This is a genomic window from Pseudomonas sp. 43mfcvi1.1 (genome assembly GCF_900115935.1).
Taxonomy (GTDB): Bacteria; Pseudomonadota; Gammaproteobacteria; order Pseudomonadales; family Pseudomonadaceae; genus Aquipseudomonas; species Aquipseudomonas bijieensis.
The window spans coordinates 162,744-186,243 of sequence record NZ_UETT01000008.1; the positions used below are offsets into that span (position 1 = coordinate 162,744).

At 59.7% G+C, this 23,500-nt stretch carries 22 protein-coding genes, 4 tRNA genes and 1 pseudogene; 9 read left to right on the forward strand and 18 right to left on the reverse strand.

Annotated features, from left to right (window positions below; all coding sequences use genetic code 11):
- Positions 1-69 precede the first annotated feature (69 nt).
- From DTP52_RS17150 to DTP52_RS17165, 4 genes are all read left to right on the forward strand, one after another.
- Positions 70-783 carry a YitT family protein gene (locus DTP52_RS17150; protein WP_109754428.1) on the forward strand — a complete coding sequence of 238 codons (714 nt, stop codon included), beginning with the start codon at positions 70-72 and terminating at the stop codon, positions 781-783.
- A 100-nt stretch (positions 784-883) separates the two neighbouring features.
- Entirely contained in the window at positions 884-2,368 is a 1,485-nt protein-coding gene (gene amrS, locus DTP52_RS17155) for an AmmeMemoRadiSam system radical SAM enzyme (protein ID WP_109754429.1), read from the forward strand.
- On the forward strand, positions 2,365-3,510 hold the full coding sequence (locus DTP52_RS17160; protein ID WP_109754430.1) for a PLP-dependent aspartate aminotransferase family protein: 1,146 nt from the start codon (positions 2,365-2,367) through the stop codon (positions 3,508-3,510). Before amrS ends, DTP52_RS17160 begins: the two co-directional genes overlap by 4 nt.
- Before the next feature lie 62 nt (positions 3,511-3,572).
- Entirely contained in the window at positions 3,573-4,829 is a 1,257-nt protein-coding gene (locus DTP52_RS17165; protein WP_109754431.1) for a PLP-dependent aminotransferase family protein, read from the forward strand.
- A 66-nt stretch (positions 4,830-4,895) separates the two neighbouring features.
- On the opposite strand, the gene DTP52_RS17170 is transcribed toward DTP52_RS17165, so the two are convergent.
- The 5 genes from DTP52_RS17170 to DTP52_RS17190 all read right to left on the reverse strand — a co-directional run bounded on the left by DTP52_RS17170 (position 4,896) and on the right by DTP52_RS17190 (position 6,191).
- The gene (locus DTP52_RS17170; protein WP_109754432.1) at positions 4,896-5,528 is read right to left on the reverse strand and encodes a LysE family translocator; all 633 of its coding nucleotides are present in this window, start codon (positions 5,526-5,528) and stop codon (positions 4,896-4,898) included.
- Positions 5,529-5,778: 250 nt separating this feature from the next.
- Positions 5,779-5,854, reverse strand: a tRNA-Gly gene (locus DTP52_RS17175).
- Between the two features lie 3 nt (positions 5,855-5,857).
- Positions 5,858-5,933: transfer RNA gene (locus DTP52_RS17180), tRNA-Glu, on the reverse strand.
- Between the two features lie 104 nt (positions 5,934-6,037).
- A tRNA-Gly gene (locus DTP52_RS17185) sits at positions 6,038-6,113 on the reverse strand.
- 2 nt (positions 6,114-6,115) lie between these two features.
- A tRNA-Glu gene (locus DTP52_RS17190) sits at positions 6,116-6,191 on the reverse strand.
- Between the two features lie 373 nt (positions 6,192-6,564).
- On the opposite strand from DTP52_RS17190, the gene DTP52_RS17195 reads away from it, so the two are divergent.
- The gene (locus DTP52_RS17195; protein ID WP_109754433.1) at positions 6,565-7,323 is read left to right on the forward strand and encodes a hypothetical protein; all 759 of its coding nucleotides are present in this window, start codon (positions 6,565-6,567) and stop codon (positions 7,321-7,323) included.
- A 135-nt stretch (positions 7,324-7,458) separates the two neighbouring features.
- Here the strand turns inward: DTP52_RS17195 and DTP52_RS31650 are convergent, their stop codons facing one another.
- The 4 genes and pseudogenes from DTP52_RS31650 to DTP52_RS17210 all read right to left on the reverse strand — a co-directional run bounded on the left by DTP52_RS31650 (position 7,459) and on the right by DTP52_RS17210 (position 11,892).
- Entirely contained in the window at positions 7,459-8,340 is an 882-nt protein-coding gene (locus DTP52_RS31650; RefSeq protein ID WP_370873828.1) for a methyl-accepting chemotaxis protein, read from the reverse strand.
- 27 nt (positions 8,341-8,367) lie between these two features.
- Positions 8,368-9,426 (reverse strand): annotated as a pseudogene (locus DTP52_RS31655) (HAMP domain-containing protein); the annotation flags it as partial.
- A gap of 110 nt (positions 9,427-9,536) precedes the next feature.
- Complete coding sequence (locus tag DTP52_RS17205) at positions 9,537-10,925, reverse strand: PLP-dependent aminotransferase family protein (protein ID WP_109754435.1); 1,389 nt, start codon at positions 10,923-10,925, stop codon at positions 9,537-9,539.
- Between the two features lie 205 nt (positions 10,926-11,130).
- On the reverse strand, positions 11,131-11,892 hold the full coding sequence (locus DTP52_RS17210; RefSeq protein ID WP_109754436.1) for an SDR family oxidoreductase: 762 nt from the start codon (positions 11,890-11,892) through the stop codon (positions 11,131-11,133).
- A gap of 226 nt (positions 11,893-12,118) precedes the next feature.
- Between DTP52_RS17210 and DTP52_RS17215 the strand changes: the two genes are divergently transcribed.
- Positions 12,119-13,123: an NADP-dependent oxidoreductase gene (locus tag DTP52_RS17215; RefSeq protein ID WP_109754437.1), complete on the forward strand. Its 1,005-nt coding sequence runs from the start codon at positions 12,119-12,121 to the stop codon at positions 13,121-13,123.
- Between the two features lie 59 nt (positions 13,124-13,182).
- On the opposite strand, the gene pyrF is transcribed toward DTP52_RS17215, so the two are convergent.
- Positions 13,183-13,881, reverse strand: a complete 699-nt coding sequence (pyrF, locus tag DTP52_RS17220) for an orotidine-5'-phosphate decarboxylase (RefSeq protein ID WP_160893102.1) — start codon at positions 13,879-13,881, stop codon at positions 13,183-13,185.
- 291 nt (positions 13,882-14,172) lie between these two features.
- On the opposite strand from pyrF, the gene DTP52_RS17225 reads away from it, so the two are divergent.
- From DTP52_RS17225 to xopAW, 3 genes are all read left to right on the forward strand, one after another.
- Positions 14,173-14,931, forward strand: a complete 759-nt coding sequence (locus DTP52_RS17225) for a response regulator (protein ID WP_109754438.1) — start codon at positions 14,173-14,175, stop codon at positions 14,929-14,931.
- A complete protein-coding gene (locus DTP52_RS17230) occupies positions 14,931-15,974 on the forward strand; it encodes a HAMP domain-containing sensor histidine kinase (protein WP_109754439.1) in 1,044 nt (347 codons plus the stop codon). Before DTP52_RS17225 ends, DTP52_RS17230 begins: the two co-directional genes overlap by 1 nt.
- A 144-nt stretch (positions 15,975-16,118) precedes the next feature.
- Positions 16,119-16,958 carry a XopAW family type III secretion system calcium-binding effector gene (xopAW, locus tag DTP52_RS17235; protein ID WP_109754440.1) on the forward strand — a complete coding sequence of 280 codons (840 nt, stop codon included), beginning with the start codon at positions 16,119-16,121 and terminating at the stop codon, positions 16,956-16,958.
- 190 nt (positions 16,959-17,148) lie between these two features.
- Here the strand turns inward: xopAW and DTP52_RS17240 are convergent, their stop codons facing one another.
- From DTP52_RS17240 to DTP52_RS17275, 8 genes are all read right to left on the reverse strand, one after another.
- Complete coding sequence (locus DTP52_RS17240) at positions 17,149-18,186, reverse strand: AI-2E family transporter (RefSeq protein WP_109754441.1); 1,038 nt, start codon at positions 18,184-18,186, stop codon at positions 17,149-17,151.
- Positions 18,187-18,250: 64 nt separating this feature from the next.
- Positions 18,251-19,069, reverse strand: a complete 819-nt coding sequence (locus DTP52_RS17245; RefSeq protein ID WP_109754442.1) for a DUF4892 domain-containing protein — start codon at positions 19,067-19,069, stop codon at positions 18,251-18,253.
- A gap of 129 nt (positions 19,070-19,198) precedes the next feature.
- Positions 19,199-20,050: an alpha/beta hydrolase gene (locus DTP52_RS17250; protein ID WP_109754443.1), complete on the reverse strand. Its 852-nt coding sequence runs from the start codon at positions 20,048-20,050 to the stop codon at positions 19,199-19,201.
- Positions 20,047-20,841, reverse strand: a complete 795-nt coding sequence (locus DTP52_RS17255; RefSeq protein WP_109754444.1) for an alpha/beta fold hydrolase — start codon at positions 20,839-20,841, stop codon at positions 20,047-20,049. The genes DTP52_RS17250 and DTP52_RS17255 overlap by 4 nt, the downstream gene beginning before the upstream one ends.
- A gap of 275 nt (positions 20,842-21,116) precedes the next feature.
- A complete protein-coding gene (locus DTP52_RS17260) occupies positions 21,117-21,560 on the reverse strand; it encodes a hotdog fold thioesterase (protein WP_024617123.1) in 444 nt (147 codons plus the stop codon).
- Positions 21,561-21,612: 52 nt separating this feature from the next.
- Positions 21,613-22,065 (reverse strand): phosphohistidine phosphatase SixA, encoded by a 453-nt coding sequence (gene sixA, locus DTP52_RS17265; protein WP_109754445.1) that lies wholly within the window; start codon positions 22,063-22,065, stop codon positions 21,613-21,615.
- Positions 22,062-22,409, reverse strand: a complete 348-nt coding sequence (locus tag DTP52_RS17270) for a DUF4389 domain-containing protein (protein WP_109754446.1) — start codon at positions 22,407-22,409, stop codon at positions 22,062-22,064. The genes sixA and DTP52_RS17270 overlap by 4 nt, the downstream gene beginning before the upstream one ends.
- Positions 22,410-22,439: 30 nt before the next feature.
- Positions 22,440-23,465 (reverse strand): NAD(P)H-dependent glycerol-3-phosphate dehydrogenase, encoded by a 1,026-nt coding sequence (locus DTP52_RS17275; RefSeq protein ID WP_109754447.1) that lies wholly within the window; start codon positions 23,463-23,465, stop codon positions 22,440-22,442.
- Positions 23,466-23,500 lie beyond the last annotated feature (35 nt).

Genomic DNA, 23,500 nt, shown 5'->3' on the forward strand with positions numbered 1-23,500 from the left:
CAATCAATAGCCCTGCTCTTTAGCGTGACCCACTCATAATAAAATGTTCTCTCCAGGGATGGTGTTCGCATGGAAGATGAAAAAATAAAGTGTGGAAAAAAGTCATACTCTTTCGCCCATTACATTGGCACGCAAGTCCTAAGTCTTCGCAGCTTCAAGAAGGATCAGGTCCTGATGTACCTGACGGGTGTCTGTTTCTTTTCGCTGGGTGCCAAATGTTTCATCATCAGTCAACTGGGTACCGACCCATTGGACGTCCTGATCATCTCGATCGATAAAATACTTATGCTTGGCATGGGCATCTGCTCGGCGATCGTATCCCTCTTCTTCCTGACATGGTGGATGCTCTGGAACAAAAAATACCCGCCGATAAGTCCCTTCGTTACAACTACGCTGACAGGCCTGTTGATTGACCTCTGGACAGGGTTGGGACTCGGAGAGTATTTGATCGCCAGAATGAATGAGTACACGTTATTGGCGACGGGACTGATCTTGTGCGCCTACTCTTCCGCATTGATCATCATGAGCGGTATTGGCATCAGAATCATGGATCTCGTGGTACTGACCATGGTCTCCAAATGGGGCTGGTCCTTCACCAAAGCCAAAATGATCATTGAAATTGGCATCTTTTCCAGTGGTTGGCTGTTAGGCGGTCCCTTCGGCGTGGGAACGATTGCATTTCTGTTAGTGATCGGCCCGCTTATTCAACCCTTCATGAATATGAATGCCAAGCGCTTTTCACTCAAGAATCATGGATTGATTCGCGCTTCGTCCGCTTACTAATACCTATGAAGATAACTGCCGTCCATGGCGGCTGGATTATTTCGCCTCGACTTTTTTAACCGATGATATCGATAGCAACTTCCGTGATGAGGAGTGAGAGATGGACACTACAAAAAATAAAAACTGGACCTTGGAAAGCAGCCCGGCAAAACTGGAAGAAATCCTTCCAGGGGGCGCCGTCAAGTGTCATCTTTCCCCACGAAACTGTGTCATACAGGAAGGCAAGGTAGGTTTTTGCAAAGTGCGCGGAAACCGAGGCGGCAGACTCGTTACATTGAACTACGGCAAAGGCGTTCATAGCACAGAAGAAACGATTGAAACCGAAGCCGTTTTCCACTTCGCTCCTGGGGAGCGGATCCTGTCCCTGGGCAATATCGGTTGCATGCTCAACTGCGGCTACTGCCACAACTGGAAAACCTCACAAGCCAAGTATGTAACCGACAAGGATGTTTACTACTACACCCCTGAACAGGTTGTGGAAACCGCACTCAAGCACGGAATACGTGTCATTTCCTGGACGTATAACGATCCCGTTGTCTGGCATGAATTCATCCTCGACACGGCGAAGCTGGCCAAGGAAGCGGGCCTGATCAACCTGTATAAATCGGCGTTTTTTATCAGTGAAGAAGCCATTGATGAGTTATTGCCGGTCATCGATATTTTTTCGATTTCGCTGAAATCCATTTCCCCGGAGTACTACCGCAAGGTCACAACCGGCTGGGTAGAGCCAGTCCTGGCCGGCATCAAGAAAGTCTATGACGCTGGCAAATACGTTGAGGTCAGTACCTTGATGGTGACCGACATCAGCGATGACGAGGAAACGGCCAGGAAAATCAGCCAGTGGGTACTCGATGAACTGGGCCCGAATGTACCGCTGCACTTCGTCAGGTTCCACCCCGACTACAAAATGAGCAACAGCATCCGTACCCCCGTGGACAGGCTGCTCAAGGCACGGGAGGTGGCTCGCAGCATGGGCGTCGAGCATGTCTATCTGGGCAACGTGAATGATGTCGAGGGCACCAATACCAGCTGCAACAACTGTAACGCCCTGCTCGTCACCCGCTACGGTTTGAACGCTGAAATCATCGGGCTGGACAGCAAGGGTTGCTGCTCTCAATGCGGGCACGATGCGCATTTCAAATTACTGGGCGAACACCAAGCCAACATCACTGTCGAGCTGCCAGAGGATGAACTGAGCGCTCACGAGAAGCGAAAGTTCGAGTGGCATGGGGATATCGTGTCGCTGCACGCCCAAGTGCTCAATACCGAAGATTTCGAACAGACCGTCTACCTGCGACGTAATTATACGGACGGGCACAACAGCGATTGGAAATCACTGACGCTGCGGCCGCATGAAAGCTATCGATTCATTATTGCCAAGGCTCGCATCGATGAAACCGGTCCTGAGGTCTGGCTACCCAAAGGGGTGAATTCGAATCTTCATGAAGTATTCGACAGGGCTCACTTCCCGACAGAGTCGATTGAAGAAATTGGTATTTCGCAAAATGACATTACCCCGACCATTGGTTATGAGGGCAAGCAAAACATGTATGAACAAGTCATCAAACTGGTCAGCCAAGCATGAAAGTGTCGACTGAAATACTTCATATCAAGGTGGATGACCGGGACGCCCGTCCTTCGGTAACGCCCATTTATCAGTGCAGCGCTTTCAGCGCTGACTCGGCCTTCTTCTACTCAAGGAAGGCCAATCCCAATGTGACTGAACTGGAGCAGGTTGTCGCGTCCTTGGAGGGCAGCGAATATGCCCTGGCCTACAGCACCGGGATGAGCGCCATCTACATGGTGTTGGAACTGTTGAAACCGGGTGCTTCGCTGGTCATCAACAAATACATCTATGGCTGCTCTTATAAATTGTTCCAGCGGTATGCGGCCCGCATCGGCGCGCACCTGACGATTCTGGATCTCACCACACAAGAGGGGCTGAAGGCCTTGCCGGCGAACGTCGACATGGTCATTTTCGAAACACCGACCAACCCTTTCCTGAAGGACATTGATATTCATGGGGTCAGCAGGGCCGTCAAGCAAAACAACCCCCAGGCGCTGGTGGTCGTTGACAACACCTGGGCCACGCCGATCTTCCAGAAACCGTTGAACTTTGGCGCCGACATCTCACTGTACAGCGCAACCAAATACTTCTCTGGACACAGCGATGTCATGGGCGGCCTGGTTCTGGTCAACAATCAGACGATTTATAACCGTCTCCTTGAGGGTCGCTTTTATTCGGGCACGATATTAACCCCCAATAGCGCATGGTTGCTGCGCAGAAGCATGCAGACGTTCAACCTGCGCATGGAGAAACACAGCCAGACCACAGCAAGCATGCTCAACTATCTGCGCGAGCTGCCTTTTATTGAGCATGTCTATTACCCACGAATCGATGGCAAACAATTAACCGGTTATGGCGGCATCGTGTTTGTTGATATTCGGCCCGATCTGGTTCCCTTCTACAAAACATTCACCAGCGCGCTCAAATGGTTCGGCACGGGCACGGGAATGGCTTGCGTGACGTCGATGGTCGCCCAGCCCTTCAGTGGCAGCCATGCCTCGATGACGGACCAGGAAAAAGCGGACATGGGCATCGAGAAAGGCCTGGTCCGATTGTGCTTTGGCCTGGAGGACCTGGAAGACCTCAAGGAGGACCTGCTACAAGCATTCGAAGCCATGGAGCACAAGATCGATCAAGAAAGCTCTGTCGATCCGGCCTAGCGAGTGTTGATCATGAGCAACGGGCCTTCGATGGCTCGTTGCTTTTTTATGGAGAAACGAAAGTGTCCAGCGCATTCGAAAACACGATATTCGAAGACCCCATCCTGAACGTCATCCACCTTCTAAACTCCATCGCCCAAGAAAACCCAGCGGCCATTTCATTGGCCTCCGGTCGCCCTGATGATAAGCAGTGCGACCCTTCGCTCATCGACAGGGGCCTGGCCCGCTATAAACACCACGTTGCCGGCACCGAGCATTCGCTGGCGACGCTGCTTTGCCAATATGGAAAAACCTCTGGAATCATCAATGAAATAATCGCCACCTATTTGCGGGTGGATGAAGGGATAACCGTTTCCAACCCTGAAAGCATTGTGGTGTGCATGGGTTTCCAGGAAGCCTGCACCTTGACGCTCCTGTCCATCTTTGAAGGCGGCGGTGTTTTGTTAGTGCCTGACCCGGTGTTTTCCGGGATCACGGGTATCGCAAAACTGCTGGGCATAAAAATAGTCCCCGTCCCCATGGCGACTTTTCTCGATCCGAGCGCCCTGCGCAAGATCGTTGAAAACCTTGAATCCCGAGGGGAAAAAACCAAAGCACTCTATGCCGTCCCAGACTTCAGCAATCCGACCGCCGACAGCCTTTCCTGCTACGCCAGGAGCGCCATGCTTTCCTTGGCCAGTGAAAAGAACTTTTTCATTCTGGAAGACACGGCCTACCGTTACTTCAGGTACGAAGGTGATGCCATTGCGTCCATGAAGTCCATCGACAGCAGTCGGGTGTTCTTGCTGGGCTCCTTTGCCAAGTCGATTTTTCCGGGCTTGCGCATGGGCTATGTGGTCGCCCCAGAGGGCCCTGGGGTCATGTCCTTCAGCGGCCGATTGTGCAAGGCCAAAAGCTTGATCACCGTCAACACCCCTGCCCTGTGCCAAGCGGTCGTTGCCGGCTTGCTGATCGAGAACGACTACTCGTTGAAAGGGCTGAACCACCCCAGGGTATTGTCTTATACGAAGAAAAGAAACCACATGCTTGAATGCCTTGAGCGGGAATTCCCACTCAAGGTCGGCGCCCAAAGAACGGTCAGCTGGAATCATCCGGCAGGTGGCTTCTTCGTCAATGTGCAACTGCCTTTCGTCTTTGGATACTCTGAAATGCGCGAATGCGCCAAGCTGTTCAAGGTGATTGTATTTCCCACCACCTTGTTTTCGCTGATGAATGAGGCTGCCACCCAGGTCAGGCTGTCGTTCAGCAATGCAACAACCTCAGAAATCACCCAAGCGATAAGCCGTTTCAAGGCATACGTCGAGTTCAGGCTGCAATAAAACGTCCTACGGATACCAAGGCTTATACATCGCTCGGCGAGGGATAAGCCTTGTGACTCTCCCGATTCAGGTTCCTGTGGCCAACATGACGCCGGTGGCCACCTGGTAGGCCCCGAGGATGGTGATGGTTGCCCCTGAAAGATAGTTGATCAACCTTAGCTTTGATTGAGCAATCCGCGCCTTGAAAATGGAGGAGAACCCGCTCAACCCCAACCACCAGGCAGCCGAGCCGAGGAATATACCTGCCACCATCGGCAGCACGGAGTACTGGCTGCCCTGATCACTGGCCATGCCGTCACTCAACGCGGCAAATATCGCGATGAACGACAAGATGGTCATGGGGTTCGACAGGGTCAGGAACAGCGTGGTCGAGTAGGCCTTGAACATATTGGCCCGCTCACCCGCCATGGCGGTCGCGCCACCTTTCGACCGTATTGTTTGATAGCCGATGTAGGCGAGGAACAGCCCACCAACGATACACAACCAAGGTTTAAAACTGATGAGCGTCGCAATGATGGCCGTGATACCCAGGGCGCCGATGAATCCATAGATCGAATCGGCGGTGGCCGCCCCCAATCCCGTCGCGAAACCGGCTCGCCATCCAAGCATGAGACTTCTCTGTATGCACAACAGCCCAATGGGTCCCACGGGGGCTGCAATGCAAAGCCCAATGACCATCGATTTAACAAAAATCAGCATAAGTGCACCTCCAGAATGGGTACTGGAAGGTTAGGAGAAGCGCTTTTTTTTAGGAATGAACTATTAATCTTCCTAAAGGTTTTGCCTTAAGTTTTGTATGAAGTACTCGCGCTTTACCTTCATTATTAAGGAAAAGCACCACAGCCCCCCTCAGACAGCGAAAATCACTGGCTAAAGGCACGTGAGCGCGGAAATGGCTTTTTCACGCGCATAAAAAAACGCCGCTCGATGAGCGGCGTTTTTTTGAATTTGGAGCGGGAAACGAGACTCGAACTCGCGACCCCGACCTTGGCAAGGTCGTGCTCTACCAACTGAGCTATTCCCGCAAATGGCGTCCCCTAGGGGACTCGAACCCCTGTTACCGCCGTGAAAGGGCGGTGTCCTAGGCCACTAGACGAAGGGGACACGCTGCCCGGAACACATGGTGTGTGTTCCAGTGCCCAGATCCGCCTCCGAAGAGTTGGTTCTGGTTTCACTCAGCTTTGCCCGAAAGCAACGCTGTTTAAAATTGGAGCGGGAAACGAGACTCGAACTCGCGACCCCGACCTTGGCAAGGTCGTGCTCTACCAACTGAGCTATTCCCGCATTGGCGTCCCCTAGGGGACTCGAACCCCTGTTACCGCCGTGAAAGGGCGGTGTCCTAGGCCACTAGACGAAGGGGACACACGTACAACATTCACTGCTTACAGCGTTTGGCTGAGTGCTTTACGCTGTAAGTGGCGCGCATTCTATGGATGGATTGAAGGGTCGTCAACCCCCAGATATAAATTTATTTAAATCAATGACTTCGCCCTGTTTAAGGGACGTATCCGGACATTTTGCTTGTCCAGTCTCTGGCGCCTATATTCTGTCACCCGCCGGGGCGCTATAGTCGCGCCCGGCAAATGATGGCAATGTGCACCCACCCGGTTGTGCTTCCTATAAACAGCACGACGCCCGTCTAATCGCGTCGCTCGGGCCTATGCGCTTAAAAGCCAAGCCACTACACTCATGACATGCGTACCCTAATAAAGAGGTCTTACCGGTGACACCACTCATGATCACCCTGCTCGTCGTAGCCGGGATCGCCCTGTTGATCGCCATTGGCTACATGAACCACGTGGTGGAGAACAACAAGCTGGAAAAGGCCCGCACCAAGGTAGAACTCAACGACCGGATGCGTCGCTGCGGCGAACTCACCGAAACCTTCCCCGGGCAGTTGATGACGCCGGCCCTGAAGTTGTTGATGACGCGCCTTGAGATGAATGTCTGCCAGCGCCTGCTGAACCTGGATAAAACCAATTCCGCAGTCAAGGCACGCCTGGACGAGCTGAGTGCACTGGCCGCCCAGGGTGAATCGATCCCGGTGAACAATCCGCCGGCGCCGATCCAGACCGAAGCCAAGGCCAAGGACGTACGTTTCCTGCTCGAGGCCTTGCACGGCCAGATCACCCGCGCCGCCCAGGATGGTTTCCTGCCGCCTAACGAAGCCAAGCGCTGGATTCGCGAAGTCCGACATATCCTGGTGCTGCTGCACATCGAGTTCTTCAACAACCTCGGCCAGCAAGCCCTGCAGCAAGAACAGCCTGGACAGGCCCGCCTGGCCTTCGAGCGCGGCGTGCAGTACCTGCGCAAGCAACAGGAACCCCAGGTCTACGCCGAACAACTGGCCTACCTGGAGAAACTCCTGGCCCGGGCCAATGCCCAGGTCCTGGCCAGCACCCAGCCGGTCGAAGGCGAGGTCAACCAGTTGACCGAAGGTTTGAAGGACGACGAAATAAACGACGAGTGGAAGAAGAAAAAAGTCTACGACTGAGGTTGGAGGGCCGGATCGGGTTCCCTTGTGGCGAGGGAGCTTGCTCCCGCTGGGCCGGTCCGGCGCTTCGGGCGCGCTAGCCCTTTAGTGATGGGGGCTTCGCCCCCAAACGGGAGCAAGCTCCCTCGCCACGGCTTACAACTTGAAATGCCCCACCATCCCCTTGAGCTCAATCCCCAACTGCGCCAGCTCAATGCTGGAAGCGGCATTGCCGCGCATCGCCAGGGAGGATTGATCGGCACTGGCGCGTATGCTGGTGACACTGCGATTGATCTCTTCGGCCACCGAACTCTGCTGCTCGGCCGCCGCCGCGATCTGTTGGTTCATCTGCTGGATCAACGACACCGCTGCCGCAATACTGCCCAATGCGCTTTCGGTCTGCAGTGCATCACTGACGGCCATTTTCACCAACTCGCCACTGCTCTGGATCTGCTGCACGGAAGCCTGGGCCGCTGAGCGCAAGGCGCTCACCAGTCGCTCGATTTCCTCGGTGGACTGTTGCGTGCGCCTGGCCAATGCCCGCACTTCATCGGCCACGACCGCGAAGCCCCTGCCCTGTTCCCCGGCCCGGGCTGCCTCGATAGCAGCATTGAGCGCCAACAGGTTGGTTTGCTCGGCCACGCTCTTGATCACGCTCAGCACCGTACCGATGTTCTGGATCTCGGCACTGAGGCTTTCGATGCTGGAACTGGCCGACGTGGCCGAATCGGCCAATTGCTCGATGCGCACCATGCTCTGACGCACCACCTGCTGACCGCTTTCGACCTTGTCGTCGGCGGTCTGGGCCGCTTGGGCCGCTTCTTCGGCGTTGCGTGCCACGTCATGCACTGTGGCCGTCATCTGGTTCATCGCCGTAGCGACCTGCTCGGTTTCCTCTTTCTGGCTGCTGACTTCCAGGTTGGTCTGTTCAGTCACGGCCGACAGCGATTGGGCCGAATTGGCCAACTGCTCGATACCGGCCTGCAAGCCGCTGACGATACTGCTCAGCCCCGCGCCCATCTGTTGCATCGCCTGCATCAACTGACCAATTTCGTCCCGGCGCGTCACTTCGACCGTGGCGCTCAAGTCGCCCGCCGCAATCCGCTGGGCAACACGAATGACACTGCGCAACGGCGTCACGATCAGCCGGGTGATGACCCACGCCGCGATCAATCCCACCAGCAACGCCAAGGCCGACGAACCGATGATCAGCAGCGAGTTTTTCTTCAGTTCGGCCTGCATGGCATGGTCTTCGGCACTGAAGGCCTGGTCCACCCGCTCCACCACCTGGGCGGCGCGCTCGTGCAGTTGCTGGTAGACGACTTTTTCCTTTGCCAACAGACCGGTGTATTCGGCCAGTTGATCATTGAAACCGCCAATATGCCCGGCCACTTCATTCAGAACGGTCTGGTAACCCGGGTCCTTGACGGTGGTCTTGAGCGCTTCGGCCAGTTTCATCGCCTGCTCGGCCTGCTCGATGCTGCCTTGCCCGGCGCCCTCGACATTGCCCTTGCGGCTCTGATCCAAGCGGACCCGCGCTTCATTCATGGCTTGCAACATCAACCGCGACACTTCGCTGACCTGGTTGGCCTGCTCGATGAACTCGGCCCCCTCCTTGCCTTCGGTGTCTTTCAAGGTATAGGCGCCGTCATCCGCCAGCCCGGCCTGCAACACGTCCAGGTTATTGGCGACGCTGGACACCGACCAACTGGCCATTTCCAGCGCCAGGTCCTTGCTCTGGCTCAACCCGACAAATTCGTCGAACGCCTTGCGATACGCGGCCAGCGCCTGCTCCACGTCGTTCATCACTGGTACGTTGGCAGCCGACTGCACCTTGAGTTCGTTCGCCTGGGCCACCAGCCCATCGACACCCTGGCGCAGGGCGTCGGCGGTCTTGGGGTCGGAACGCGAGGCGTATTCCTGCTCCAGCAGCCGGACCTTGAGCAATCCGCTGTTGAGGGACGACATCTGTTTCAGGCCGTCGAATCGATAACTGATGGTCTGCAGGGACCAGACACCGATGGCCGCGACCACGGCGGTCAGCAGCAACACCAGGACAAACCCGATACCCAGTTTCTTTGCCATACCCAGGTTGGCAAAACGTCCTTGCACGGCCGAAATCATTGCGCTCAGTCCTCTGCCAGTGTGTGTTGATCGCAGATTCGCAACGAGACGCCCTGCAACACAAGATGCTGGCGTCGGAATAATGGCAAAAAGCTACAGCCGCGTCGTTTTCAGGACACTCGAGGTCGATCCAGAGCCGCGGCCCGAAAGAATGCCTGCGCTCTGGGGTCCCGGGCATAGGCCACGTTGATCCGTAGCCAGTCGCTGTCGGCGCCCGAAGGGCTGAACGCTGTACGCGAAGACAGCTGCACGCCGAACCGCTTGGCCAGGCGCTGCACTCCAGCGTAGTCACACAATGGCGGTCTTGCCCAGATGAAAAGCCCACCGGCCGGTTTGCCAAAGACCTCCCAGTCGGCGTCCTCCAATACCTGCAACAACACCCCCATATCGGCGCCCAGGCGCTGGCGCTGGCGTTGGACCAGCTTGCGATAGGCCCCATTGGCCAGGAGGCAGGCAAGGACCGACTCACAGAACCGCGACCCACCCATGCTGGTAATGCCCTTGACCTCACTCAGCCGCGCGATGATGGATGGCCCGGCCACCACGAAACCGACGCGCAACGAGCTGCTCAGGGTTTTCGAGAAACTGCCCACGTAGACCACATCGGGATCCAGCGCCGCCAGCCGGGTCCGTGCCGAGCTCTGGAAGTCGCCATAAGCATCGTCTTCGATCACCAGCACGGCGTGTTCCTTCGTCAGTTGCAGCAGCCGTTGAGCGACGGCCGGAGCCAGGCTGCTACCGGTCGGGTTATGGCAGACACTGTTGACGAACAACGCAGTAGGCCGGTGCATCGCCAGCAGGTCTTGCAGCGCATCGACGTCCGGGCCGCGCGGAGTCCTGGGCAGTTCGATCATGTCGATCTTGTGCAGCTTGAGCAGGTCGAACAGGTTTGAATAGCCGGGACTCTCCACCACCACACAGGAGCCTGGCGGCAACAGTGTCCGTACGATGAGGTCCAACCCATGGGTCGCCCCGGTGGTGGTCAGGATCAGGTTTTTATCGGCCTCGATACTGAATTGTTTCAGACGCCTGGACAGTTGCTCGCGCAGGGCGGGCAGCCCCAACGGCGTGCTGTAGTTGAACAACCCCGCCATGTCGGTACGGGTGACCTGACGGATCGCATAACCCAGGTCATCACTTTCACGCCAGCTCTCGGGCAGCCCGCCACACCCCAACTTCAATTCCCGTTGCGCGCTTTCGCCCCCATCGGCAAGCGCATCTGGCTGTCGATTCTGGTCAGTGGGCTCGTGCACGGGGGAAAGGGGTGGTGCGACAAAGAAGCTGGAACCATGGCGGGACGCCAACAGGCCTTGGGCGACCAGGCGTTCGCACGCTTCATTGACGCTGGACTGGCTGAGCAGGTTCTGCCGCGCCAGTTGGCGGACGGATGGCAGTCGAGTCCCCGGTTGCACCGCATCCTGTCGGATCCAGCCCGCCAGCCCGTCGACAATTTGCTGCACGACGGGCACCAGGGCCTGTCGGTCGATTCTCAATTCCATGAGTAACCAAGCTCCTAAGCGTTTGTTTTATTTCCGGAAACAGTTAAGCACAGGCCGCCGCCAGACGATGTAAGACAACAACATCAAAACCGCTGATTCTCACTCTTTGAAACACATTGATGGTCCCTTCCAAGAACTTTTGCGCCGCCCAAGAAAAAGCCCGCAACCAGTGCGGGCTATTTCCTACAGTCTTGGCAGACCGTCCTCAGAAAGCCGTAACCCCGCCGTCCACCGCCAGGGAATGCCCTGTGGTGAACGCTGCACCATCACTGCACAAATACAACACAGCGCTGGCGATTTCCTCGACTTTGCCAATACGCCCCACCGGGTGCATGGCATTGGCGAACTCGCCTTTTTTCGGGTCCGCCTCATAGGCACGACGGAACATGTCGGTGTCGATCACCGCCGGGCAAACCGCATTCACGCGGATTTTCTTCTTTGCGTACTCGATGGCGGCCGATTTGGTCAGGCCGATCACGGCATGCTTGGACGCTGCATAGATACTCATCTTCGGCGCGGCACCCAGGCCAGCCACCGAGGCCGTATTGACGATCGCGCCGCCGCCCTGGGCGAGCAATAGCGGCAACTGGTACTTCATGCACAGCCAGACGCCCTTCACATTGACCCCCATGATCGCGTCGAACTCATCAAGGGTACCGTCGGCCAACTTGCCCTTCTCGATCTCGATCCCGGCGTTATTGAAGGCATAATCCAGGCGACCGTAGGTATTGATCACCTCGTTCATCAGATGCTGTACGTCGCTTTCCAACGTCACGTTGCAGCGCACGAATACTGCCTCGCCGCCCGCCTCCCGAATCGACTGCGCCGTGCCCTCGCCGCCCGCCACGTCCAGGTCAGCCACCACCACTTTCAGGCCCTCGGCCGCGAACGCCAGGGCAGTGGCGCGGCCAATGCCTGCGGCTGCGCCCGTGACCACGGCGACTTGTCCGGAAAACGTCATGCTCATTGTCTGTTCCTCGAAGAATGCGGGGGATGCCGCCAGTCTAGTCACAGGTCTCGAGGACGCGGCAGCACTATCCAATTGCCGTTTGAGCATTCATGGGCGCCAGTGATAAGGCCCTGGGGCGAACTATCACCAGCTTGGATCGAACTGCATTCGCTGGATCAGCAAACCTTGCGGCAAACGCTTCGAAGGTCTATCAACAAGACTCCATTCATCTTGAGTGCCAGCCATGACTGCCCAGACCAATCGCCAGTTCCTGCTCGCCAAACGCCCGGTAGGCGCGGCGACCCGTGAGACTTTCACCTTTCAACAAGTCCCGGTGGGCGAGCCGGCAGCCGGCCAGATCCTGGTAAAGAACGAATACCTGTCCCTGGATCCGGCCATGCGCGGCTGGATGAACGAGGGCAAGTCCTACATCCCGCCGGTCGGCATCGGTGAAGTGATGCGGGCATTGGGTGTCGGCCATGTGATCGCCTCGAACAACCCTGGGTTCGCGGTCGGGGACTACGTCAACGGTGCGTTGGGCGTGCAGGATTATTTCCTCGGCGAGCCAAGAGGTTTCTACAAGGTCGATCCGAAACTGGCGCCGCTGCCACGTTATTTGTCCGCGCTGGGCATGACCGGCATGACCGCCTATTTCGCCCTGCTGGACGTCGGCGCGCCCAAGGCCGGCGAGACCGTGGTGCTGTCGGGTGCCGCCGGGGCGGTGGGGAGCATTGCCGGGCAGATCGCCAAGATCAAAGGCTGTCGTGTGGTGGGCATCGCTGGCGGGGCCGATAAATGCAAGTTCCTGATCGATGAGCTGGGCTTCGACGGCGTCATCGACTACAAGAACGAAGACGTCCACGCCGGCCTCAAACGCGAATGCCCCAAGGGCGTGGATGTGTATTTCGACAACGTCGGGGGCGACATCCTCGACGCCGTGCTCAGCCGTTTGAACCTCAAGGCTCGCGTGGTGATTTGCGGTGCCATCAGCCAGTACAACAACACGGAAGCGGTGAAGGGCCCCGCCAACTACCTGTCGCTGCTGGTCAATCGGGCGCGCATGGAAGGTTTCGTGGTCATGGACTACGCCTCGCAGTTCGCCGCCGCCGGGCAGGAAATGGCCGGCTGGATGGCCAAGGGGCAGCTCAAGAGCAAGGAAGACATCGTCGAAGGGCTGGAAACGTTCCCCGAGACACTGACCAAATTGTTCAGTGGGGAGAATTTCGGGAAACTGGTACTTAAGGTCTAGTCACAAAACACCTGTGGGAGCGGGCTTGCTCGCTCCCACAAGGGATCTTCAGGGTTTACTCAGGCCAGCTCGGCCACGACCGCCGCCAACGCCTTGGCCGGATCGGCCGCCTGGCTGATCGGACGGCCGATCACCAGGTAATCGGACCCAGCGTCCAATGCCTGGCGCGGAGTCAGGATACGACGCTGGTCGTCCTGGGCGCTGCCCGCCGGGCGAATCCCCGGGGTCACCAGTTGCAGCGACGGATGGGCCGCTTTCAAGGCGCTGGCTTCCAAGGCCGAACAGACCAAGCCGTCCAGGCCGGCCTTCTGCGCCAGCGCCGCCAGCCGCAGCACCTGCTCCTGAGGCTCGATGTCCAGGCCGATCCCGGCCAGATCCTCACGCTCCATGCTGGTCAGCACGGTCACGCCGATCAACAACGGTTTCGGCCCACTGCGCTGGTCCAGCACTTCACGGCAGGCCGCCATCATGCGCAGGCCGCCGGAGCAATGCACGTTGACCATCCACACGCCCATCTCCGCGGCAGCCTTGACGGCCATGGCGGTGGTGTTGGGGATATCGTGGAATTTCAGGTCCAGGAACACTTCGAAACCCTTGTCACGCAAGGTCCCGACGATTTCCGAAGCGCAACTGGTGAACAGTTCCTTGCCGACTTTGACCCGGCAGAGCTTGGGGTCCAACTGGTCGGCCAACTTCAGGGCGGCGTCACGGGTAGGGAAATCCAGGGCGACGATAATGGGCGTCTGGCAGGCGGACATGAGCGGGCTCTCAGGCAAGTCGAAATCGGCGCGCATTGTAGCGGAACCAGCGCCCGTGCGGGACCCGATAATCGGTAAATCATCATCGCGTCCAGAGCAGCATGGACGATACCGGCCTTTGTGTCTAAGCCGATACATTCATGACATGCGCGCAACACGCCGACACGCTACCGTCTGGCGCCGCAACCCGTCCTTTCAGCGCTTCACGCCCTGCGGCGCGAAGCCTATGCTGAAGCCTCAACCTCGCCGCCTTCTTTGCGGTTGGCAGCTTACCTGGCAGATGATGCATCCATGCAGAACACCCCTGTTGCAAATTCTGACGATCAAAAAGTGCCCGACGATGACAAGCGCTGGAGTACCCGCGCGCTGATCGTCGATGACGATGTGCCGATCCGCGAGCTGCTGATCGATTACCTGGCCCGCTTCAGCATACGGGCCAGCGGCGTGAGCGATGGCGCGGCGATGCGCCAGGTGATGCAGGCCGAGCACTTCGACGTGATCGTGCTAGACCTGATGCTACCGGGGGAAGACGGTCTGCAACTGTGCCGCTGGCTGCGTGCAGAATCGGACATCCCGATCCTGATGCTCACCGCTCGCTGCGAACCCACCGACCGCATCATTGGCCTGGAACTGGGCGCCGATGACTACATGGCCAAGCCGTTCGAACCCAGGGAACTGGTGGCGCGTATCCAGACCATCCTGCGCCGGGTGCGCGACGACCGTACCGAGCAGCGGGCCAATATCCGTTTCGACAACTGGCGGCTCAACAGCGTGCTGCGCCAACTGATCTCCGCCGACGGGCTGGTGGTGCCGCTGTCCAACGCCGAGTTCCGCCTGCTGTGGGTCTTCATCGAACGGCCGCGCCGGGTGCTCAGCCGCGAACAACTGCTGGACGCGGCTCGCGGGCGCTCCATCGAGGCCTTCGACCGCAGCATCGACCTGCTTGTATCGCGCCTGCGCCAGAAGCTGGGCGACGACCCCAAGGCCCCCCAACTGATCAAGACCGTGCGCGGTGAAGGCTACTTGTTCGACGCCCGGGACATCGGTTGATGCGACTGCGCCTGGACTCCCTGTTCGGCCGCCTGTTTGGTGTGCTCCTGCTGGCGATTGTCCTGGCGCACCTGTTGGCCTTTGCCTGGTTTTTCCATTACGACCAGCCACCACCCGGGCCGTCACCTGGCATGAACCAACAAGGCGAAGCCCCTCCGCGATACGGCCCGCCCCCCAACCGTCCACCACGTCCTTGGTTCGGTGGCCCGGTGGTGCCGTTGACCTTTCAATTCGTGTTCCTGATCGTCGCGGCCTGGTACGGCGCCAAACTCCTGACCCGACCAATCCAGCGCCTGAGCGAGGCGGCCGAGCGCCTGAGCGAAAACCTCGACAGCCCGCCGCTGGATGAAAACGGGCCCCGTGAGGCGCGTCAGGCAGCCCATACATTCAACCTGATGCAGAAGCGGATCCGCGAGCAAGTGCAGCAACGTTCGCGCATGCTCGGCGCCGTGTCCCATGACCTGCGCACGCCGCTTTCGCGGCTCAAGTTGCGCCTTGAGCAGATCGATGACGTCAAGCTGCAAAGCCAGATGCGCCAGGATCTGGACGACATGATCGGCATGCTCGATGCCACCCTCACCTACTTGCACGAACAGCGCACCAGTGAAGAGCTGCAATGGATGGATGTGCAGGCCTTGGCGGAATCGTTGAGCGAAAACGCCCAGGACCGGGGCGCCGATGTGCACGTCAGCGGCAGCTGCGCCCCCCTGCGGGTACAACCGATGGCGCTGCGCTCGTGCCTCAACAATCTCATCGACAATGCCCTGCGCTACGCCGGCCATGCAGAGATTACCCTGGAGGACCAGCCTCAACGGGTTCTGATCCGGGTCATCGACCACGGTCCCGGTATTGCCGCAGACAAACGCGAAGCCGTGTTCGAGCCCTTCTATCGCCTGGAAGGCTCGCGCAACCGCAATTCCGGTGGTGTTGGCCTGGGCATGACCATCGCCCGGGAAGCCGCCGAACGCCTGGGCGGACAATTGACCCTGGAAGAGACACCGGGGGGTGGGTTGACGGCGGTGATCAGCCTGCCTCGTACCTGAGAACACACCTATCACCTGTGGGAGCGTCGATCTGAAGGTTTTGTACAGCCACCGGTACAAACTCCACATACCCACGACAACTACCCCGCCGAGGCTGCATAAGCCGGTGCACCCACCGGCTATCCCAGCCCAAGGAGAGCGCCCATGATTGGTAGCGTCAGCAGTTACTCGACCTATACCAGCACCAGCAGTACCGCAACCAGCAGTGCCCGCAGCCAGCAGTTTCAAAAGGAACTGCTGAGCAAGCTCGACAGTGACGGCGACGGTTCGGTCAATCAGGAAGAGTTGAGCACCGCCCTGTCGCAAAAAAACGACGATGGCATTCTGGTCAGCCTGAGCGACAATTTCGGCGACCTGGACAGTGACGGCAGCGGTGACCTGAGCGGCGAGGAAATGGCCGCAATGGCGCCGCCACCTCCGCCGCCACGAGACCAGGCGCCGAATACCGAACTGGCTGATGCGCTGCTCAGCGTCCTGGACACCGACGGTGATGGTGTGGTCAGCAGCGATGAGTTGAGCAACGGCCTGGCCAGCACGGACAGCGATGCCGACAGCCAGCAAGTGTTCTCGGCCTTGGACAAGAACGAGGACGGCACTGTCAGCCTTGACGAACTCGCCGCCAGCCTTGCGCCACCGCCACCACCGCAACAGACCTCCAGTGAAGAGCTGTTCAGCCAGCTCGATGCCGATGGCGACGCCACCGTCACCGCCAGCGAACTGAGCAGCGCCTTGCAGGCCAGCAACGGTACGTCCACGAGCACCGACACCAGCGCGATGCTGATGGAAGCACTCGACAGCGACAGCAGCGGTGGTGTCAGCAGCGACGAATTCAACAGCGCCTTGCAGGCCGGTCGCCGCAGCGACAGCTCCACCGAACAGGCCAATGTCAGCGAAGCGTTGAACAGAATGATCGCCAACCTCAGCCGGCAATACTCGCTGGATAACGTCGCCACCGTGGGTAAACACCTGAACGTGGCAACCTGATTCACCGGCAAGCCTGGATTGAAACTCACTTGTGGCGAGGGGATTTGTCCCCGCTGGGTTGCGCAGCAGCCCTAAAATCAGACGACCCGGAGTGTCAGGCTGAACGAGCCGGCAGTTTTTGGGGTCGCTTCGCAACCCAGCGGGGATAAATCCCCTCGCCACAAAGGTTTGTGCTTGCCTCTGGGGTGGGCTACCGCGCCTGGCTTTTGCTCCAGTCCGTCAACAGGCTATACGCCACCGCCAGCAAGGTCGGACCAATGAACAGGCCGATGAAGCCGAAGGCGATCAACCCGCCGAACACCCCCAACAGCACGATAACCAAGGGCAGGTTTCCGCCACGGCTGATCAGGTAGGGTTTGAGCACGTTGTCCACGCCACTGATGATGAACGTGCCCCAGATGCCGAGGAACACCGCCATCCCGTACTCCCCCTTCCACGCCAGCCACGCCGTGGCGGGGATCCAGACCAGGGGTGGCCCCATGGGGATCAGGCTCAGCAGGAAGGTGACGATACCCAGTACCAGCGCGCCCGGCACCCCGGCGATCAAGAAGCCGATCAGCGCCAGCACGGCCTGGGCCGCCGCCGTGCCAATCACACCGTTGACCACCCGCTGCACCGTACCGGCCACCAGTTCGATGTAGTAACCGGCACGGTCGCCGATCAGGCGCTCCAGCAAGCCGTGGACAAACACCGCCAGGCGCGGGCCGTCGCGATAGAAGAAGAACACGAACACGATGCTCAGGGTCAGTTCGAGCATGCCGCCGCCAATCTGCGCGCTGCGGGCCAGCAGCCAATTGCCGACCTGGCCCAGGTACGGCTTGATGGACACCATCATCGCCGCACCCTGCTGGTCGATGCTGTTCCAGATGCCTACCAGTCGCCCGCCTACCAACGGCACGCCGGCCAGCCAGTCGGGGGCTTCAGGCAAGCCGTCGACCTGCACGTCCTTGATGAACGCCGTGGCATCGCGTACATGGTCGGCCAGGTTGAACCCCAACCACACCAGCGGCACCGCCACCAGCAGCATCCAGCCCACCGTCAGCAACGCCGCCGCCAGGGATTCGCGGCCATTGACCCAGCGGGTCAGCAGGCGCATCAGCGGCCAACTGGCGAAAGCCAGCACCGCGCCCCAGAACAGCGCCGACCAGAACGGCGCCATGACCCAGAGGCTTGCGCCGAACAACACCAGGAGCAGGATCTGCACCAACAGCCGATCGTTATTGAGCATGTAGGGTCTCGAAAAAATGAACAGGACCGAAGCAACGCGGTGAAACCCGCTGCCCCGAGATAGCTTAGCGCAGCAACTCCAGGTGCAATCCCGCCGCTTCGCCGCTAGCGGTCTCCATCCGCGCCGCCCGGACACCCTGGCTCGCCAGAGCCTCGAGCCAGGCCTCGGCCCTGGGGCCGGCAATGCTGACCCGCAGGCCCGTGTCCAGGTTCAGCGCCCGGGACAACAGGCGCAACCAGGTGTCGTCGGGTTCACCGGCAAGACGCGGCAAGTCCAGGACTCCAGTGTCCTTGAGCTGGCGCAGCAGCGTGGCCGATGTCGGCAGCAGGTCCCCCAGCGCCGCGTTCGCCTCGAACTGCTCGACATGCAGGTAGGCCTTGCGATTGCCGCGGGTGATGGCATACAGCGCAATCAGCGTGTTGTCCGCCGGCGGCGCCAGGCGCAGCAACAAGAAGGCCTGGCCACTGTCGGCGCCATAGAGTTTGGCATTGCCGAAGACGTCGTTGGCCCACAAGCTGCTTTCGCCGCAATCGCGGGCCTGGCACCAGAACAACAGCTCGGCCCCCTGTTTCTGCAGCGCTTCACGCGCCGCGGTAAAGGCCTGGGTGGCGGAATGCTCCGGCGGCAGTTCGTACGTGACCGAGGTGACATTGCCACGGGCATCGACCTGCCCGTCGAAACGCAGCTGACCGCTGATCTTGCGGATCGAGCCCATGGGGTAGACGCGTTCCAGGTCGCTGGTTTGCCGATAATCGACAATCTGCGCGTCGGGCATGCGCGGCACGCGCTCCAGGTCGTGGCTGCCCGGCACATCGACGGCGAACGACGCCGGGCTGAGGCAGGCCAGCACCAGCAGGACGAGTGAATGAACGGATACTTTCATTGGATCGGCTTGGCCTGGGACGCTTGGACGCAACGGGCGTCGTCGATGCACCGCGCGGCTGCTAAACAGAGGTCTGTCATGGTTGTCTCCCTTTCAACCCGCTCAGCCTCGACAGTTGCCCGGCGCAAGTCAAGGAACGGTGAAGAACCGATTGAAACAGTCTGCTACAAGCGCGGCACCGGCCTCGTCGTTCAGGTGCAAATGATGGCCGCCGGGCAACTGCTCATGACTGAAGGGTAGACGCTCCAGCAGCTCCGGGTGCTGGGCCAGCATGCCGTCAGCCGCCACCACCAAATGCGCCGGACAAGCGACCCGCGCCACGAATGCCATGGCCTGTTCATCGGTCAGGCGCAGGGGCGATGGCAGGGTCAGGCGGTTGTCGGTGCGCCAGGTATAGCCCCCGGGCACCGGCATCAGGCCGCGTTGGGCCAGCAATTCGGCGGCCTCGCGGCTGACCGCCACCAGCCCCTTCATCCGCGCCTCGATGGCCCGGTCGAGGGTTTTGTAGACCGGCTTGCGTTTTTGCTGCAAATCCAGCTGCGCCTGCAGGGCCATGCCCATGCGTTCGGCGGCGTTATCGCCTTTGGCTGTAGGAGGAATCACCCCGTCGATCAAGCCCAGGTGCGTCACCCGTTCCGGCAGGGAACCGGCCAGCACCAGCGACACAATGGCGCCCATGGAATGCCCCAACAGGGCGAAACGCTTCAAACCCAGTTGTTCGGCGACTTGCAGCACATCATGGGCGTAGTCCCAGAGGGCATAGCCGGCACCGGCTGGTCGATGCCCGGAGTGCCCATGGCCGGCCATGTCCAGGGCAATCACTCGCAGGCCCTCGAGCCTGGGCGCCAGGCGGGCGAAGCTGTTGGCGTTGTCCAGCCAACCGTGCAGGGCAATCACCGGCAGCCCGTCTTCCGGGCCGAACAAGTGGGCCGCCAGCTCGATGTGAGGCAGGCTCAGGCGGACTTCCTCGACCACACTCATGCGCTGCGCCCTTCCCAACGCTGGAACAGGTTCTTGAGCAGGTTGGCCGTGTCCTGTGGACGTTCGAGGGGGAACATATGGCCGCCGGGCATGCTCAGGGACTCGCCATGGGGCATACGCCCCACCGAGCGGGTGTGATGGCGCATCACCACGCGACTCTGCCGGCCCCGCACCACTGCCAGCGGCACCTTGAGCTTGCGGGGTCGCCCGGGACTGGTGTGCGGCACGCCGCGGTAGATACTGATTTCAGTGGCGGGGTCAAAGCGCAGCCGCAATCGGTCGCCGACTTGTTGCAACCCGTGTTGCAAGTAGGCGTCGAAGCATTCCGGGTCAAAACCGCGGAACAGGGTCTTGCCGGCAAAATACTCTCGGGCCGACGCCAGGTCAGCAAACTCCTCACGCCGCCCCAGGGTCCGTCCAGCCGGGGTCAGGCGGTCGATGAAACCCAGGCGCTTGGCGGCCAGGATCACCCACTGGTCGGTACGGGTCAGCACCGGCGAATCGAGCATGACCACGCCGCGATACAGCTGTGGGCAACGCAACGCCGCGTGCAGGTGCAGCACACCACCCAGGGAATGCCCGACGCCCCATACCGGCGCCGGTTGCTGTTCCAGGTGATGGATCAGTTCATCCACCAGGTTGTGCCAGTTATCGTCCACCGGGAAACGCGGGTCATGCCCGTGCAACTCCAGATGCGCGACCTGGTACTGCGGCGCCAGGGCAGCGAACAGCTTGCCGTAGGTGGCCGAAGGAAAACCATTGGCGTGGGTGAAAAATATCTGTTGCGACATGACAGCCGATCCATTGGGGGAACTGGGGCAGATTGTCCGCAGAACCCGACGGCACGGCAATGACCGTAACTGACAGGAATGATGACAGTCGGGGTTGGGCTATGGGGCTATCAAGCTGTGAGCACTGCCCCATGTGGCGAGGAGACTTGTGGGAGCAAGGCTTGCCCGCGATGCAGACGCTGGGGTGGATCAGGTGTTGCGCGTCGACTCCATCGCGGGCAAGCCTTGCTCCCACAGAAAATCCCCTCACCACAGGATTGCATCCCACTAGAGCATCAACGCGCCGGCGGTTGCTCGCCCAGCGGCACCACCGCCATGGTCAGGCGCGACACACAGTTGACCTTGCCCTCGTCATTGACCAGGCGGATGTCCCAGACCTGGGTGGTGCGGCCCAGATGAACCATCCGGGCCGTGGCGGTCACCCGTCCGCTGCGCACGCCGCGCAGATGGTTGGCATTGATTTCCAGGCCCACGCAGTAGAACTTGCTGGCATCGACACAGAGATAGGCGGCCATGGACCCGACCGTTTCGGCCAGCACCACCGAAGCACCGCCATGCAGCAGGCCGAACGGCTGGTGGGTGCGCTGATCGACCACCATGCTGGCGGTCAGGGATTCGTCGTCGAAAGACTCGAAACGAATGTCCAGCACCTCGCTGATGGTGTTTCTACCGGCGGCGTTCAGTTGCTCGATGTTGGGGGTGGTGCGCCACAGACTCATCGTTGCCCTTCCTGTGTGATTGTTGTTTTGCCCAGTGCTGCAATCGACCGGTTCAGGGATACCTGATCCCTTTGAGCCTCATCGTTCCGGCCAGCGGCATGTCGCCTTCCAGCTCAGCCAGCCCGGCGGTTTGCACTTGCTCGGGGTGTTGCAGGTGGCCGTGTTGCAGAAAGCCCAGCAGGCTGCCCACCAAAGGGTTATGACTGACCAGCAGCACATTGTCCTGGTCCTCGAGGCGCTCCAGGACTTTTTGCGGCCGGGTGTCCGGCGTGAGCCAGTTCACCGTGATCAGCTCAGGCTGAAAACCCAGCGCTTCGCGCACCAGTTGTGCGGTCTGCTGGGCGCGCAAATAGGGGCTGGCGTAAATGGCGGTCAGCGGCTGGCCGATCAAATGCGCGGCACTGCGCAACACTTCCTCGCGACCGTGAGCCGTCAGGGCCCGCTCCGGATCGGGACGGGCACCGTACGGCTCAGCCTCACCATGGCGCAATACCCACAATTTCATAGCTTCGGTTCCTCGTCCCGAACGGGATGCGGAGCCGGTGCCACGGTGTGAGGGGCTTCGCCTTCAGGCGTGCGCGGAGTCGGCCAGTCCGCGAACGGCCAGGGTTTCTGGTCGCTGTGGAAAGTGCCGAAACGGCCGATCTGGGCCAGGAACTGGCTCAGGCTGTCGCCGAAATTCATCAGGCTGGCACTGGGCGCGCCGTAGATCAGCCGATAGATCAATTGCACCAGCACCACGGCACCGAGGATGAATTGCGCCACCTGCCAGACCAGCAGATAAATCACCATCCACAGCACACGCAGCAGGATGGATTCGTATTGGGGTTGCCCTTGCGGATCGTTCATGGCTCGCTCCTGCTTGCGATCAATAGCGGTTCAATTGAAACCGCTGGTGGAAATGAAATCGACGTCGGTCTTCGGTTCGCCACGCATCAACAACTCGATCACCTGTTCAAGCGTGCGCCCTTCGAACAGAATCGCGTGCAGCCCGGCGACCAGCGGCATGTACACTCCCGCCTCCTGGGATTTTGCCTTGAGCACCTTGAGGGTGTTGACCCCTTCGGCCACCTCCCCCAGGCGCGACACGGCCTCATCGAGACTCAAGCCTTGGCCGAGGGCAAAACCGACCTGGTAATTGCGACTCTTGGGCGAGGAACAGGTGACGATCAGGTCGCCCACGCCGGCCAGTCCCAGGAAGGTCATCGGATTGGCGCCCTGGCTGACGGCGAAACGGGTCATTTCCGCCAGCGCACGGGTGATCAGCATGCTCTTGGTGTTCTCGCCCATGCCCAGCGCCACCGCCATGCCGGCAATGATCGCATAGACGTTCTTCAACGCCCCGCCCAGTTCCACACCGAAACGGTCGGCACTGGCGTAGACCCGAAAGGTGCGGCCATGCAAGGCGGCCTGGACCCGTTGGCACAGCTCTTCATCTTCACTGGCGACCACTGTGGCGGTCAGGGCATGCTCGGCGATTTCCCGCGCCAGGTTCGGCCCGGAGATCACACCGATCCGGGCCTTGGGGGCGATTTCTTCGAGAATCTCGCTCATCAGCTTGAAGGTCTGGGCTTCGATGCCCTTGGTCAGGCTCACCAACAGCTTGCCGCTCAAGCGCTCGGCATAGGGCGCCAGTACCGAACGCAAGGCGCTGGACGGCAAGGCGACGAAGAACAGGTCGCTACCCTCCAGGGTTGCCTGCAAGTCAGTCACCGGTTCCACTTCCGGGCGGATCTTGATGCCCTTCAGGTAACGCGGGTTCTCGCGGTTGACCCGGATGGCCTCGGCCTGCTCCGGGTCACGCATCCACTGGCGCACCGGGTGACCATTCTCGGCCAGCAGGTTAGCCACGGCGGTACCGAAACTTCCGCCCCCCAGGACCGCAATCGGGCGCTGTTCAGTCATATGCAATCCGTTCATCCATACCAAGTGGCAATGCG